Below are 14,626 nucleotides of genomic sequence, written 5' to 3' on the forward strand. Positions count from 1 at the left end.
TCTTCGCGCTGATGGTAGTGTGGGGTTACCCATGTGAGAGTAAGTCATCGCCAGCTCATTATTCAAACACCCTCAACAAGCGTTGAGGGTGTTTTTTTATGCCTGAATTAAAATTAAAAAGAATAAAAATAAAGAACACCAAAAAATAAAACCATCAATGGATGGTTTTAAATTGGTCTAGTTTGACTGAAGTGTTATCAAGCAAATAATTGAGTAACAGCACACCAAAGAATAGCAAGAATCGCAATTGCAACAATAGGCTCTAAAACTTTAGACCATGTTGGAACAGTTGCTTCTATAAGCTCAATTTCTGCGTGATTGTCGTGGCTATGTTGTTGAACCATTTGATTAAACTCCTTCATTGATGCTTCTAATGATAGCTCTTCTTGTGGAATTGGTTTAGAGCCTTTTAGCTCTGTTAGTTCGTTTGTTGACCAAATCCAATCATCAGCCTGACCAGATAAATGCTCGATTTGGCCAAGCAATAACTCGCCTATGCCTTTATTACCAAAATTGCCAGTATGATCCAGTTGCTTGAGCTCAGCCAATTGTAAGGCTAGTATTTCACTAATGTTGTGCTCTAGTTCGGTTTTGCTTAGTGTGGATTCATTGGCAGTTGATGTGGTTAGGCGGCGTGCAACTTCTTGAATATAGAGTTCATCTTGGCTATCTATTTCCTGATAAAGTTTTTGATTATCTTCACGCCATAAACTTACCAATTTACCTAGGCTGAGTGCGTTAATTTCTTGAATATATTGATCACGCTCTACCGAGTCATATTGTTTCAAAAGCGATGGCTTTTGAAGTTTAATCTGCGCTGCAAAATATTGTACTAAATCAAAAGCCATTCACTACTCCATTGTTTTAATCTAATAATCTAAGGCTTGGTTTTTTCTTAGTTTGTTCGGGTTTTTCTTCAGTCTTTAATTCTAAAGCATCTTCATCATTTTGGATATGTTGATACTCGCTCGGATCAAAGAATAAGCCTTGTCCATTTTCTCGAGCGTAAATCCCTAGTACCGCATTCATTGGCACATATAAGTCGCGTGAAACACCACCAAAGCGTGCGGAGAATGTAATTGCATCATTGCTCATGTGTAAGGCGTGTACAGCATGTGGAACAATGTTTAATACTATCTGACCATCCTGCACAAATTGTTCAGGAACAAGCGTATTCGGCTGTGTAGCGTCTACCAATAAATGTGGCGTGAGTTGGTTGTCGCAAATCCAGTCATAAATTGCGCGAGCTAAATAGGGACGGGTCGGACTTAAGTTGATTTCAGATTCAGACATAATGTGCTCTTTAAGTATGAATTAAAAATTCCTGATAGCGGTTTTTTTCCTGCAATGTCATTGATTTTAAAAATGCAGGGCGATTAAAAATACGCTGGCAATAGAGAAAAATAGGTCTACAGTGTTGTTTGGGTAGCTCAATGCCCATGGCTTTGAGTCGTATAAATAATGGCGCTAGCATGCAGTCTAAAATATTAAATGTTTCAGACATAAAAAAAGGATAATGTTGAAACAGTGGTGTGAGTGAAATGAGTGTATCACGTAATTGTTTTTGTGCTGTACGTTGTGCTTGGCTATTTAAGCTGTCAGGGTGGCGCAGCATGTCATCGGCGAGCTTGAACCAATCGTGCTCAAAGCGCCAGATATATTGACGTTGTTCTGCGCGTGGCATAGGGGCATCGGCATAGAGCTTATTTTGTCGATAACGATCATCTAGATATTCTGAAATTATGCTGCTATTGAATAATTTGAGATCATTTTCTAATAATATGGGCAATTGATTGTAGGGATTGAGACTAGCGAGGTCTTCATCCTCATGATCGACAAGAATCAGTTGATATTTGATTTGTTTTTCGGCAAGAACGTAACGAATCCAATGTGAGCGAAAGTCGTCTGCATGACTATAGAGGGTGATGCCTTGTAAAGGTGCGTTTTCGACTGACATAATCCGATATAAAACCAAATGAATAGAATAGGATACTAGACTTGGTGACTAAAATCACGCAGCAAACCTGACAAAAGTGTATGAGATATTTATTGAGATGCTGATTGGGTTTTATAAGTAGCTAAAGTGTAGATTTTGGTTGAATCGTATATCTTGGTGTTGTTATGCAAATAAAAAAGCCTTGGAAAATCCAAGGCTTTTTGTGTCCGATTAGGTAAACGAATTAACGTTTAGAGAATTGTGGACGTTTACGTGCTTTACGTAAACCAAGTTTCTTACGTTCAACTTCACGAGCATCACGAGTAACGAAACCAGCTTGACGAAGAGCAGGTTTTAAAGTGTCGTCAGATGCGATCAATGCACGAGTAATACCGTGACGGATAGCACCAGCTTGACCACCAATACCACCACCAGCAACAGTGATGTAAAGGTCATATTTGTCAGTAGCTTCAAGAAGTTCTAACGGTTGACGTACGATCATACGAGCAGTTTCACGACCGAAATATTGCTCAAGAGTACGGTTGTTAATTACGAGTTTACCTGTACCAGCTGATAAGAAAACACGTGCAGTTGCGGTCTTACGGCGACCTGTACCATAATTAGTAGCCATGTGCTGTATCCCTTAGATGTCCAAAACTTGTGGCTGTTGAGCTGTGTGAGGATGCTCAGCACCAGCGTACACTTTCATTTTCTTGATCATAGCATAACCAAGAGGACCTTTTGGCAACATGCCTTTTACAGCGCGTTGGAAGATTTCTTCTGGTTTGTGAGCAACTAATTTCTCGAAATTAGTTTCACGGATACCACCAGGGAAACCAGTGTGGCGATAGTATTTCTTATCAAGTGATTTGTTACCAGTCACTTGAACTTGCTCAGCATTGATAACAACGATGTAGTCACCAGTGTCAACGTGAGGAGTATAAGAAGTTTTGTGCTTACCGCGTAAACGACGAGCGATTTCTGTCGCAAGGCGACCTAGAGTTTTGCCAGAAGCATCAACAACGTACCAGTCGTGTTGAACTTCAGCTGGCTTAGCGCTGAGAGTTTTCATTAAACCACTACCTATTATAGTTGGTTTGGACTATGGAAGCTGTCCAAACAAAAAGGAGTCCGAATTCTACCTGAAATTAACTAGAACCACAATGGAAATGTCACATTTTAAGCGCTATATTTTAGCGAGCTTAAATACAAAAGAAAAGTTGAATAAATTTGTAACATTCAACATTAAAAGCCTAGATTTATGCTGTTTTAAATCGCCTTTATAGGGTTATAAGTAAAGTTTTTAGTAGATAATATTGAAACAAAAGGGGGGATAGGATGTCGCAAGATTTGCAATCAGAAATACAGCAGCAGTCTGATCTACCTACTTCAAAATTCATTAAATTTATTGCTGGATGTTTTATTACATTGCTCAGTGTCTATATGCTGGCTTTTGTAGTATTGGGTGCTGTATATGGTGTGGATGTGTTTAGCATCTTATTACTGTATTCAATTTTTTTCCATTTAGCACTTTTCCCATTTTTATTGTATGGCGTTGGTGGAATCATTTTGCTGTGTTTAGCAGACACCCAATATCGGGAGGTGCTGAAAAAATCACAAAAAATATTGATGATGGGGCTGTTATTGGGTGTTGCTGTTACCGCTATTTCTGAATGGGCGCATGTGCAAGGGATTTTGCAGACTCGATTTATCTTGGACTGGAAATAAAACAATCAACTAAGATGGCGCTATACTTTAATTATCCTTAGATAAATCTGGACTGAGCATTTATGCGACCTTTATATGTCACCAGTGGTGAACCCGCAGGGATTGGACCTGATATTTGCTTGAGTTTGGCAGACCGAGTGGATGAGCGTCCAATTGTGGTATTGGCAGATCATCAATTATTACAACAACGTGCCGAAATTCTAAACCAAAAAGTCGAATTGATTGAATATTTAGGTCAGCAGCACGCAGCTGCAGTGGGGCAGTTGTATGTTGAACATGTGCCCTTGGCCGCAGAGGTACAACTTGGTCATTTAAATGCTCAAAATGCGGCTTATGTGTTAGAGCAATTACGTCGTTCTGCATCGTATGCCATGACGGGCAAAAGTGTCGGTGTTGCGACAGCGCCAGTACAAAAATCGATTATTAATGAAGCGGGCATTTCGTTTAGTGGACATACTGAATATTATCAGGAGTTTGCAGGTGTAGAACGTGTGGTGATGATGTTGGCGACTAAAACGCTACGTGTTGCCCTCGTAACAACGCATTTACCGTTACGTGCAGTCGCAGATGCGATTAGCAAAACCCGTTTGCAGCAGGTGATTGATATTTTGCTGCATGATTTAAAAAGTAAATTTAAGATCGAGCATCCTAAAGTGTTGGTGTGTGGTTTGAATCCACATGCGGGTGAAGATGGTTATTTAGGCATGGAAGAAATTGAAGTCATTAATCCTGTGCTGCAAAATTACCGTAACCGTGGGGAAAACCTAAGCCTGAGTTTGCCTGCAGATACGTTGTTTACCCCTGAAAATTTAAAAGATGCTGATGCAGTATTGGCGATGTATCACGATCAGGGTTTACCTGTGTTAAAATCTCAGGGCTTTGGTGAAGCAATTAATATTACTTTAGGCTTACCGTTTATTCGCACTTCAGTCGATCACGGCACAGCGCTCTCCCTCGCAGGTACAGGACTTGCGAAAAGTTCTAGCTTGCATGTTGCTGTCGATTTAGCGCTGGATTTAGCACGTTCATAATCTCAGCTTGGAAATCTTTATGTATCAAATTAATGCCCTAAACCCAAAGGAAGAAGGGCATCAGGCTCGTAAACGCTTTGGTCAAAACTTTTTACATGACCAACGTGTGATTGCCAAAATTGTACGCTCTGTTAACCCACGTCCGGGTGATAATATTATCGAGATTGGGCCGGGTTTGGCTGCATTGACCTCACCTTTAATTGGTGAGTGTGATGCCTTGACTGTAGTGGAGTTAGACCGTGATTTGGCTGCAGGCTTGCCAGGGCGTGTACCGCATCCCGAACGCTTGACCATTGTTGAAAGTGATGCCCTGAAATACGATTTTAGTGAATTATTTGCTGAAGGCCGTCCTTTACGTGTGGTCGGGAACTTGCCTTACAATATTTCGACTCCGTTATTGTTCCATCTCTTAGAATTTGGCGACAAAGTCAAAGACATGCACTTTATGCTGCAAAAAGAAGTGGTGGATCGTATTACCGCATCGCCAAACACCAAAGAATATGGGCGTTTGTCGGTGATGATGCAATATTACTGCAAGCCAACCTTCTTGTTTGAAGTGCCGCCTGGTGCATTTAACCCACCGCCTAAAGTGACTTCTGCTGTATTTCGCTTAGAACCCTATGCAACCAAACCAATTATTGCCAAAGATGAAAAGGCATTGGCACGTTTGGTGTCGCATGTTTTTACCCAGCGTCGTAAAACTTTACGTAATAGCTTAAAAGGCATGTTGGCTGAAGATGCATTTGAGCGTGCAGGGGTAGACCCAATGGCACGTCCTGAAACTTTAAGTTTGGAAGCATTTGTCGCATTGGCAGATCAAATGGTGAGTTAATGGCAGAAATTCGATACAACTATGTGATTGGCGATGTACAGGGCTGCTTTGAAGCCCTGAAACTGTTACTTAAAGAAATCCAGTTTGACCCTGATCAGGATTTTATCTGGTTTGCTGGCGACTTGGTTGCACGTGGTGAAAACTCAATTGGTGCATTGCGCTTTATTAAAAAACTGGTCGATCGCGGCGTTGCAGCAACAGTTTTAGGCAATCACGATTTGACGCTGTTAGCAGGCGCACGTGGCTTAAAGAAAATTAAAGAGCAAGACAATACCCGCGATGTAATTGATGCGATTGACAGTGATGATTTAATTGACTGGCTACGCAAACAGCCTTTGTGTCTTTTTCCGAATGAAAATACGATTTTGACCCATGCAGGTATTCCCCATATTTGGGATGCTGCACAAACAGCAGCCTATGCTAAAGAAGTCGAAGCGGTCATTGGGCATGAAGATTTTGCTGTGGTGGATGCATTTTTTAAGGAAATGTATGGGGCAGAACCTACAGTTTGGTCGGATGATTTAACGGGACATGCGCGTTTACGTTGTATTACCAATTATTTGACCCGTATGCGTTTAGCCAATTTACAGGGTGGTTTGGAGTTCAGCTTTAAAGATGCCTTAGATGACCCGATGCCAGAAGGTTTTAAACCGTGGTTTGAATATCCATCTTTAGCTGCGCAAACACATCAAATCGTATTTGGTCATTGGGCGGCATTGCAAGGGAAAAGGGTAGCTGACAATATTCAAAATGTAGATGGCGGTTGTGTGTGGGGCAATCAGCTCATGGCGTATCGTTTGGAAGATCAGCAATTGTTTGCAGTGGATAATCCGCTGGCAGAATGGTAACAATACTTTATCTTTATAATTTGAAAATGTGATGTCGAAATGAAAACAGCCACCTATTAAAGTGGCTATTTTTATCTTGAATTTTATTGAATCCGAATCCAAGTTTGGCTTCGACCTAGTGTAGATACCCCCATATAAGCGCGCAAAGTCAAGCGCTTACCTGTCGAGTTGAGGCGAATTTTTGCATCGTAAATACGACCTGCCAATGGATCAATTACGCGTCCTTTTTCGTAATTATTGCTGTCTTTGACTTGTTGTAAGCCTTTTAAAATGTCCATCCCTAAAATAGGTTGGTTAGTATAGGGCGCAGGGCATTTATTACAGAGTTCACGTGGGGTATAACCTGGACGTGGAGTTACTTTAATAATTTTACCCGTATAGGTTTGATTGGCTTCTTTACGAATTTCGATGACAGCTTTGGGTGAGCCTGTTTTATCATCAATTTGTTGCCAAGTGCCCGCTAAATCTTGTGCCATCGCCAAAGTGCTAAGGCTGCCGAAGATGACGGCTATTCCTAAAGCCAATTTTTGAATCATTTTATTTCCCTTACTCGGTCTTTGCAGCTAGTCTAATCTCTGAATAGGGCTTGAACAAAGCCCTGAGGATCTTGAAAAAATGACCGATGCGACACTATGCGTTAGATTTTATTGACGAATCCACGTTTGTGTCCGACCAATGGCGGAAATTCCGACATAACCACGCAAGGTTAGGCGTTTACCGTTGGCAGCAAGACGTCCTTTTAAGCTGTACATTTTGCCTGCAAGTGGATCAAGAATACGCCCGTTGGCATAGTTGTTGTTATCCACATGTTGTAAACCTTTAATAATTTCTAAGCCTACAAGTGGTTTATTGGTATATGGTGCAGGGCAATCGACACAAATGGTTTTAGGGGTATAGCCTGCACGTGGTGTGACTTTGACAATTTTACCCGTAAACGTGCCATTTTCCGCTTTGGTAATTTCAATTAAAGCCTTAGGTGAGCCAGTTTTGTCATCAATGCTTTGCCAAGTTCCAGTTAAGTCTGCAGCAAATAAACTGCCACTGAACATTAAGCTTGCAAATGCACCTATCAGTAAATTTTTCTTCATATCAGTTCCTTTGATTGCCGAAATTGATCACAGAGGTTTATTCAAGATATAAAGCGGGTTGTGGTAGGAGTCAAGCGATTTGAGAAAAAATTAATCTTAAAGTTGCGACTAAAATGTAAGAAAACTAATAAAAAATGCCACGAACGTGTGGCATTTTGAGTGAAAAGTAAAGCGATTAATTAGTCGCTTTTAATCCAAGTTTGGCTGCGTCCTAGAGCAGATACGCCCACATAACCACGCATGGTCAGACGTTTGCCATTGCTGCTTAATTTGGCTTTGGTGCTGTAGATATTGCCGTTTAATGGGTCAATAATTTTTCCACCAGAGAAGTTAGTACCACCTGTATGTTTTAAGCCTTTAAGTATATCCATTCCTAAAATAGGTTGGTTGGTATAAGGCGCAGGACAGTTGACACAGGTATCTTTAGGGGTGTAGCCAGGACGAGGGGTAACTTTGACAATTTTAGCCGTATAGGTGCCATTGGCTTCCTGACGAATTTCTAAAATTGCTTTTGATGAACCTGTTTTGTCATCAATATTTTTCCAAGTACCCGTAATATCTTGAGCTAGCGCAAAACTTCCTAACGCTGAGCAGATTAAGGCAACGGTGAGTCTCATCTTGACCATGTTCAATGTTCCTTGTTTTTGGCTAACTGTATATTTCATAGTAAAAAGAAAGTTAAAACTCGACAAGTCTAAATAAGTGATTGCTCAGTCACATTTTTTGTAAATACAGTATAAAAGTTGGCAGCCATACTGCGGTAAATACTGCATTGACGGCCATACCAAAGGCGGCATAACGTCCAGCTACGCTACCACGTTGCCAAGCTTGGGCGGTCCCAATTGCATGCGCAGCCAGACCTAAAGCCAAACCAGAGGCACGTTCATCATTGATGTGTCTTAAAATAAAAGGTGAGAAAGCAGCACCTACAACACCCGATAAAATCACAATCAAGACAGCCAGTTGAATTGGGGCTTCCAAAAGTGTGGCGATGTTAATGGCAATAGGTGTGGTTACGGCACGTGTAGCAAAGGCCATAATATCGGCACTAGACATGTGCAAGGCATAGGCCAGTCCCATAGGTAGGGCTACAGCACTGATGCTGGCAAACAGTAGAATACCTAAAATGGCTTTTAGTGGTAAATCGTCATAACGCATGGCGGCCAGAGGAATGGCCAGTGCCACCGTCACATAACCCAATAATTGATTAAAAATAGGGTTGGTTTGCGCCATGTAATTTTCGTAAGGAATCCCAAAAATGTATAACAGTAGCAGCACAAAGAACATGCCAAAGACAATTACAGGAATTTGCGGTACTTTTTGGTTGCAGGGTTTTGCCAGAACATAGGCAATGAGGGTAATTAAAAAGCCATATAAAACAGATAACATTTTAATCTCCTACAACCAGCGTTTTGCCATTTTGGCATAGAGCCAAAGCGGAATGAGGGTGCTGATACACAGTACAATCAGGAAGATTGGTATTTGTTTGCCCATGTGGGTCAGCATGATCAATGAACCTGCGCTAATAGGTAAAAAGGCAAATGCACTTTCTTTCATGATTTTGTTGTTGGTATCGACCAAACGAGCAGGAATTTTACTGAGTTTACGCCAAGTAAATAAGACCGCCAATAAACTGAGCAAGCCCACTAAATTGCCAAGTTCTGGGTGATTAAACTGAGTCATGATCCATACTGCGGCTTCACGAAACACAATAATCAAGAGGAGTGTGCCGATCCATGCTGGCCAGTCTATCTGTTTTATTCTGCTCATTTTGATCTTTCGTTAAAATTTCACTTATCACGTTTTAACCGATCTGATCGTCAATTTCAAATGCTTCTAACGGACGTTTAAATTGTTCCGCCTGCGCACCTAAAATTTCTTCAATCGGTAAATGTGCCTGTTTAATCAGTTGTTCCAATTTGTGAGGCGCCATATTGACCTGTAGCAGCAATTGTCCTTGATCATCATAGTGTTCAGATTGAATGACGTTTAGTTCATACAGTTGATTGCGCAATTTGCCATAGGCAGGTTGCAGTTTGAGTTCAAATGGCTGAATTTGTCCCATCAGACACTCATGCACGGCCTGTTTTAATAATTCCAGTCCTTGGCCTGAATGCGCTGAAACATAAACACGGTCAGGTTGATGCGGTTTGGCATAGACAATTTTGGCCGTTTCACCTGACGCATCAATTTTATTGTAAACCCGAAGAATAGGCACATCTGCGCCAATTTCTTTGAGTACGCCTTCCACCGCTTCAATTTGTTCCATCAGGTCGGGGCTGCTTGAATCAATCACATGCAACAGCAAACTGGCTTCCAAGGTTTCTTCCAATGTGGCTTTAAAAGACTCCACCAGTGAGTGAGAAAGGTTGCGTACAAAACCTACGGTATCTGCGAGGACTAAGCGACCAATGCCATCCCATTCTAAGCGGCGTAGCGTGGGGTCAAGGGTTGCAAACAGTTGGTCTGCCGCATAGACATCACTTTGTGCCAAAATATTAAATAGGGTAGATTTTCCTGCATTGGTATAGCCAACCAGCGACACGGTTGGAATAGCGGCTTTTTGTCGTGCTACTCTGCCTTGGGCACGGGTTTGACGCACTTTGTCGAGTTTGGCTTTGAGTTGCCCCATACGAATACGTAATAGGCGGCGGTCTGTTTCAAGTAAGGTTTCGCCTGGCCCACGTAAGCCGATACCACCTTTTTGGCTGTCTAGGTTGCTGCGACTGCGCACCAAGCGTGAAGACAGGTGTTGTAATTGTGCCAATTCAACTTGTAATTTACCTTCGTAAGTACGGGCACGCTGGGCAAAAATATCTAAAATCAGTTCGGTACGATCGACCACACGGCACTGCATCACTTTTTCTAAATTACGTGCCTGCGCGGGGCTGAGTGCATGGTCAAAAATCACCAAATTAGCATCGTGCTGTTGTACCAATACGGCAATTTCTTCGGCTTTGCCTGAGCCAATAAACAGTTTGGCATCGGGTTTGCTGCGTTGTGTGTAGACGTGTTGTACGACCTCTGCACCTGCAGATTCAGCCAAGAGCTGAAATTCTTCGGCATCTAAGTCTTCGAGTATTTGTACCTGAACACTCACCAGTACAACACGTTCGCCTTCTTGATGAGGCACAAAATTTTCCACTCAGCGCAATCTCCCTACTAAAGCTTTATTCTAGTAGAAAAACTGATCGTGCAGGGAATTAGATGACTGGATTTTTTTGTGCCTATCTTTATTGCTATTTAGGCGTTGGTCACAGCAATTGGGGGGATTTCTATACTGAATTTGCCTCATTTAAATTTTGCAAAAAGTCGCATTTTTAGCGGGCAGATTCGGTTTTTATTATCAATGCAAGTTCAGATTGAACAGTATAGAATGAGCAAAATATGTGTTGTTCGATCTATAGACCAAGTTTACTTGCGACTTATATTCGATATTTTGCGTTTAACAATTAGTGATCACCTTATGAACCCAGCTGTTGAAACTCATTCCTCTCCAATTCATGGCTTTGCCAAGTTTGCCTTATACAGCAAAAAAGTACTGGCCACAGCGGGAGCTATTGGCGAAGGGTTTTATCTGGTCTATCGTCACCAATTGTATAAAGACACCAACAACCCGCATAACACCCGTTATGTCCAGTATTTTTGCCGTCAGTTGTGCAAAGTTTTTAATATTGAAGTGCAAGTTCATGGTGAAATTCCGCATGATCCTGCGCTATGGGTCAGCAATCATATTTCATGGTTAGATGTTGCGGTATTGGGTTCAAGTGCTCGGGTCTTTTTTCTTGCCAAGGCTGAAATTGAAAAATGGCCGTTATTGGGTAAATTAGCCAAAGGTGGCGGGACGCTATTTATTAAGCGTGGTTCAGGAGATTCGGTCAAAATTCGTGAACAAATCACGCAATTTTTAAAGCAGGATATTCCTGTGTTATTTTTCCCTGAAGCAACGACTTCAGATGGTACTAAAATTAAAAAAGTACATGGTCGTATTTTAGGGGCTGCAATTGAAGCCAAACGCCCAGTACAAATTTGTTTGATTTGTTATGTGAATCAACAGGGTGAGCTAGATACCGTTGCTCCGTTCATTAATGACATGACTTTTGTAGACCATGTGAAAGATGTGTTGGAAATGCCTAAAGTAACGGCACATTTAATGGCACTGCCTGCAATTTCGGTAGAAGGTCACAACATAGAATCTTTAACTGCCGTGGTGCAAGCGAACATGACCGAAGGTTTGGCAGAGTTACATGCCAAAGTGTTGAAACCACAAGCGGCTGCATCATAAAAGCGGTATGAGCTGAGCTGATTTAAAAATCAGCTCATGCATATAAACAAGTTAAGACTACATAAAGCCTTCAATTGGCAGCCATGAGGCGACTTTCATGGCCCCACGTTGATACCATTTCATACCTGGCTCTTTTTTCAGAATTTTGGTTTCACCTTGTGGTGTTTTCATTTGCCACTGAATATTCTGCTGTGCATCTAGAACCAGTTTGTAGGCATATTTAGCCAAATTAGCATCCATAGTTTGGTGTACGGCACGGGCCAAAGGTGGGCTGTTTAAAATCACACCAATTTCGGTATTTAAATAAGCCGAACGTGGATCAAAATTAAAAGAACCAATAAAGACCTGTTTTTCATCTAAAGCCATGAGCTTGGCATGCAAGCTGGAACGGCTCAGACCTTTCATGCTGACTTTGGCTTTTTTGGAAATTTCATCGGTATGCGTGTTGAGGTTTTCCACTTCAGGGCGAGCCAAGAATTCATAAAGTTGCACATTGTTGGCCAGTAAATCCTGCCGATATTTGGCATAAAACGCATGTACCACAGGTACATCATTGGCTTTAAAGGAGTTGGTCAAGACACGTACCTGAATACCATCATCGGCTAAGTCTTTAAGTTTTTGAGCACCAGACTGTTCAGGGACGAAGTAGGCCGAAATAATATCGACACTATTGCTGGGCTTTTCCAAGTGATTGAGTAACTGAAAATTGAGATGCTCTTCTTTAGAGGCACGATCTTTAATTTTGCTTGGAGCATCTTTCACGACTTCGGCACTGACCCAATCAAACTGGATGTTGTGCATCATCCATTCTTCAATGGCTTTGGAGCGTCTAACCAAGTCTAGATAATTTTGTACAGTGGCTTCTTGGTAGTGTTGTTCGAGTTGTTGCTTTAGACCTTCATAACGCAAGGTGTAATGGCGTGGATTGACCAGTTGCTTGACTGAATAGGCATAGTCATCGTTCCAGTATTCATCAAATGAATGGATGATTTCATCGGAAGCTGAGCCGACCAGCATGACATCCACATCGGAAAATTGATAATTTTCACTGACGTTATAGTACTGATTACTCATATTGCGACCACCAATCAGAGAAATTTGGTTATCGGCAATAAAGCTTTTGTTGTGCATGCGACGGTTAATACGTTTTAAATCCAGAATCATGTCCATCGCACGATAATGACGAAAGCGATACGGGTTATATAGTTTGATGTCGATGTTGCTGTGCTGATCGAGTGCGAGATAAATGCCTTCCATTTTCTTGGCATTGTTATCATCTACCAGTAAACGTACTTTTACCCCACGATCTGCTGCGCGAATAATGGCATGTAGCGCAAGTGCGCCAATTTTGTCGTTATCCCAAATATAATATTGTAGGTCTAAAGATTTTTCTGCTCTATTAATCAGGTAGATACGAGCTGCTAAAGCTTCTAGCGGGTCATAAAGAACATGATAACCCGTCAGTTGTGGATTTTTTTCGCGTAGTGGCAACACAATTTTGGCCAAACTGGTTTGGTCGGTTGCAGTTTCAAACGCCATCTGAATTGGATGTTCAATTTGTTTGGGCAAGGTGCTGCAGCCTGAACTGGTCAGAATAAGGGCACAACTCAGCCATAACACATAGCGGCGTTGGAGGTTGCATCGAATGGATGAGCTGCGGTCTGCCAAATTCAATTCCTTTTTTTGCAGATGGGGAGAAAATAAGTCAAAAATAGAGTTTGAGTATAATTGTCAGCTATGAAAAGATAAATATGACAATGGTGTGTAGACGACGAGCAAAGGCACTGTGTTGCTATCTAAATAACAGCAACATTGAGCAGCTGCAGTATGACGTAACAGAGAACAATTATGTGGAATAATGATTCGGTGGTGTTGTATTTCTATATTGGCATGGCAATTTTAGCGGTGTGGGCGGTTTCGCAAGCATGGCGCAGTCAGGCCAATACCGAAACCATTCATCCGTTCAAAGCTTTTGTGCATTTATTAGCATTTTATTTGTCTTATCTGTTGCCGCCATTGGTGTTCTTTAGTGTCTATGCAGGAATGCAAGGCTATTATTCTGTTCACGAAGCGATTTTTGTATTTGTGGTTAGTGCCGTATTAAGTTATGCACGTTTTATAGAACCGCATTTAATTCAGGTTAAAACCACCAAATATCAGATTCATGCAGACCGCCGTTTATTAAAGCCTGTCAAAATTGCCTTAATTGCAGATTTACATATTGGTTTGTTTTCTGGGCATGAACGTCAACTCAAGCAAATTGTGAAAAAAATCAATTTGCAAAACCCCGATATTGTGGTCGTGGCAGGAGATTGGACCTATGAACCTGAAAATAAACTGGCTCAGGAACTTGCTGTATTAAAAGAGATTTGTGCACCTGTGTATTCGGTCAATGGGAACCATGACGAACAGTACCCAGGTCCGCCTATTCAAGAACTTTTACAAACGGCTTTGGCACAAAATAATGTAATTGATATTGAAGGGAAGATTGTCGAGTTTGACGAGTTCCGTTTGTTGGGTATTGGCGATTTGTGGGCAGGTAAAACCGACATGCGTTATATGCCCGATTTACCTCAAGACAAGCCGTGGGTGTTGTTATCACATAACCCAGATACAGTAGATATGGTACCTAAATTACCAACTCGTCCGCTGATGTTGGCAGGACATACCCATGGTGGGCAAGTTGAGTTGCCATGGTTAACCGATTATGTGATGAAAAAAGTATCGATTTTAGGGCATAAAAAAGGTTTATATCGGCATGATCATGCTGATGTTTTTGTGACGGTGGGCACGGGCATGGTGGGTGTGCCGTTTCGTTTTGGCGTGCCGCCTACCATTGATATTATTGAATTGTTATGACATTAATTTAAATAAAAAA

The 14,626-nt window shown here is 41.6% G+C and carries 18 protein-coding genes; 6 read left to right on the forward strand and 12 right to left on the reverse strand.

Annotation, left to right across the window (positions count from 1 at the left end; all coding sequences use genetic code 11):
• Positions 1-197: 197 nt before the first annotated feature.
• The 5 genes from HHA43_RS09280 to rplM all read right to left on the reverse strand — a co-directional run bounded on the left by HHA43_RS09280 (position 198) and on the right by rplM (position 3,008).
• Entirely contained in the window at positions 198-848 is a 651-nt protein-coding gene (locus HHA43_RS09280; RefSeq protein WP_168418858.1) for a hypothetical protein, read from the reverse strand.
• A 16-nt stretch (positions 849-864) separates the two neighbouring features.
• The gene (locus HHA43_RS09285; protein ID WP_168418859.1) at positions 865-1,293 is read right to left on the reverse strand and encodes a ClpXP protease specificity-enhancing factor; all 429 of its coding nucleotides are present in this window, start codon (positions 1,291-1,293) and stop codon (positions 865-867) included.
• 10 nt (positions 1,294-1,303) lie between these two features.
• The gene (locus HHA43_RS09290; RefSeq protein WP_168418860.1) at positions 1,304-1,957 is read right to left on the reverse strand and encodes a glutathione S-transferase N-terminal domain-containing protein; all 654 of its coding nucleotides are present in this window, start codon (positions 1,955-1,957) and stop codon (positions 1,304-1,306) included.
• A 223-nt stretch (positions 1,958-2,180) separates the two neighbouring features.
• Entirely contained in the window at positions 2,181-2,567 is a 387-nt protein-coding gene (gene rpsI / locus HHA43_RS09295) for a 30S ribosomal protein S9 (protein ID WP_154321029.1), read from the reverse strand.
• A 12-nt stretch (positions 2,568-2,579) separates the two neighbouring features.
• Positions 2,580-3,008 carry a 50S ribosomal protein L13 gene (rplM, locus tag HHA43_RS09300; protein ID WP_004909012.1) on the reverse strand — a complete coding sequence of 143 codons (429 nt, stop codon included), beginning with the start codon at positions 3,006-3,008 and terminating at the stop codon, positions 2,580-2,582.
• Positions 3,009-3,274: 266 nt separating this feature from the next.
• On the opposite strand from rplM, the gene HHA43_RS09305 reads away from it, so the two are divergent.
• The 4 genes from HHA43_RS09305 (at position 3,275) to HHA43_RS09320 (ending at position 6,375) form a co-directional block, all read left to right on the forward strand.
• Positions 3,275-3,664: a hypothetical protein gene (locus HHA43_RS09305; RefSeq protein ID WP_154321028.1), complete on the forward strand. Its 390-nt coding sequence runs from the start codon at positions 3,275-3,277 to the stop codon at positions 3,662-3,664.
• Positions 3,665-3,726: 62 nt separating this feature from the next.
• Entirely contained in the window at positions 3,727-4,695 is a 969-nt protein-coding gene (gene pdxA, locus HHA43_RS09310) for a 4-hydroxythreonine-4-phosphate dehydrogenase PdxA (protein WP_154321027.1), read from the forward strand.
• A 19-nt stretch (positions 4,696-4,714) separates the two neighbouring features.
• Positions 4,715-5,527: a 16S rRNA (adenine(1518)-N(6)/adenine(1519)-N(6))-dimethyltransferase RsmA gene (rsmA, locus tag HHA43_RS09315; protein WP_168418861.1), complete on the forward strand. Its 813-nt coding sequence runs from the start codon at positions 4,715-4,717 to the stop codon at positions 5,525-5,527.
• Complete coding sequence (locus tag HHA43_RS09320; RefSeq protein ID WP_168461525.1) at positions 5,527-6,375, forward strand: symmetrical bis(5'-nucleosyl)-tetraphosphatase; 849 nt, start codon at positions 5,527-5,529, stop codon at positions 6,373-6,375. Before rsmA ends, HHA43_RS09320 begins: the two co-directional genes overlap by 1 nt.
• An 83-nt stretch (positions 6,376-6,458) precedes the next feature.
• On the opposite strand, the gene HHA43_RS09325 is transcribed toward HHA43_RS09320, so the two are convergent.
• The 6 genes from HHA43_RS09325 to hflX form a co-directional block, all read right to left on the reverse strand.
• Entirely contained in the window at positions 6,459-6,911 is a 453-nt protein-coding gene (locus HHA43_RS09325; protein WP_168418863.1) for a DUF2147 domain-containing protein, read from the reverse strand.
• A gap of 108 nt (positions 6,912-7,019) precedes the next feature.
• A complete protein-coding gene (locus HHA43_RS09330) occupies positions 7,020-7,463 on the reverse strand; it encodes a DUF2147 domain-containing protein (protein WP_168418864.1) in 444 nt (147 codons plus the stop codon).
• A gap of 179 nt (positions 7,464-7,642) precedes the next feature.
• A complete protein-coding gene (locus tag HHA43_RS09335) occupies positions 7,643-8,089 on the reverse strand; it encodes a DUF2147 domain-containing protein (protein WP_168542481.1) in 447 nt (148 codons plus the stop codon).
• Positions 8,090-8,177: 88 nt separating this feature from the next.
• The gene (locus tag HHA43_RS09340) at positions 8,178-8,852 is read right to left on the reverse strand and encodes an LrgB family protein (protein WP_096901575.1); all 675 of its coding nucleotides are present in this window, start codon (positions 8,850-8,852) and stop codon (positions 8,178-8,180) included.
• Between the two features lie 9 nt (positions 8,853-8,861).
• Positions 8,862-9,233, reverse strand: a complete 372-nt coding sequence (locus HHA43_RS09345) for a hypothetical protein (protein ID WP_096901574.1) — start codon at positions 9,231-9,233, stop codon at positions 8,862-8,864.
• Positions 9,234-9,267: 34 nt separating this feature from the next.
• The gene (gene hflX, locus HHA43_RS09350) at positions 9,268-10,608 is read right to left on the reverse strand and encodes a ribosome rescue GTPase HflX (protein ID WP_168542483.1); all 1,341 of its coding nucleotides are present in this window, start codon (positions 10,606-10,608) and stop codon (positions 9,268-9,270) included.
• A 321-nt stretch (positions 10,609-10,929) separates the two neighbouring features.
• Here hflX and HHA43_RS09355 point away from each other — a divergent pair, with 321 nt between their 5' ends.
• Positions 10,930-11,748, forward strand: a complete 819-nt coding sequence (locus HHA43_RS09355; RefSeq protein WP_168418866.1) for a lysophospholipid acyltransferase family protein — start codon at positions 10,930-10,932, stop codon at positions 11,746-11,748.
• A 57-nt stretch (positions 11,749-11,805) separates the two neighbouring features.
• On the opposite strand, the gene HHA43_RS09360 is transcribed toward HHA43_RS09355, so the two are convergent.
• Entirely contained in the window at positions 11,806-13,368 is a 1,563-nt protein-coding gene (locus tag HHA43_RS09360; RefSeq protein WP_416240604.1) for a phospholipase D family protein, read from the reverse strand.
• Between the two features lie 228 nt (positions 13,369-13,596).
• On the opposite strand from HHA43_RS09360, the gene HHA43_RS09365 reads away from it, so the two are divergent.
• Positions 13,597-14,607: a metallophosphoesterase gene (locus HHA43_RS09365; RefSeq protein ID WP_096901572.1), complete on the forward strand. Its 1,011-nt coding sequence runs from the start codon at positions 13,597-13,599 to the stop codon at positions 14,605-14,607.
• Positions 14,608-14,626 lie beyond the last annotated feature (19 nt).

This window comes from Acinetobacter sp. A2 (assembly GCF_012371325.1).
Taxonomy (GTDB): Bacteria; Pseudomonadota; Gammaproteobacteria; order Pseudomonadales; family Moraxellaceae; genus Acinetobacter.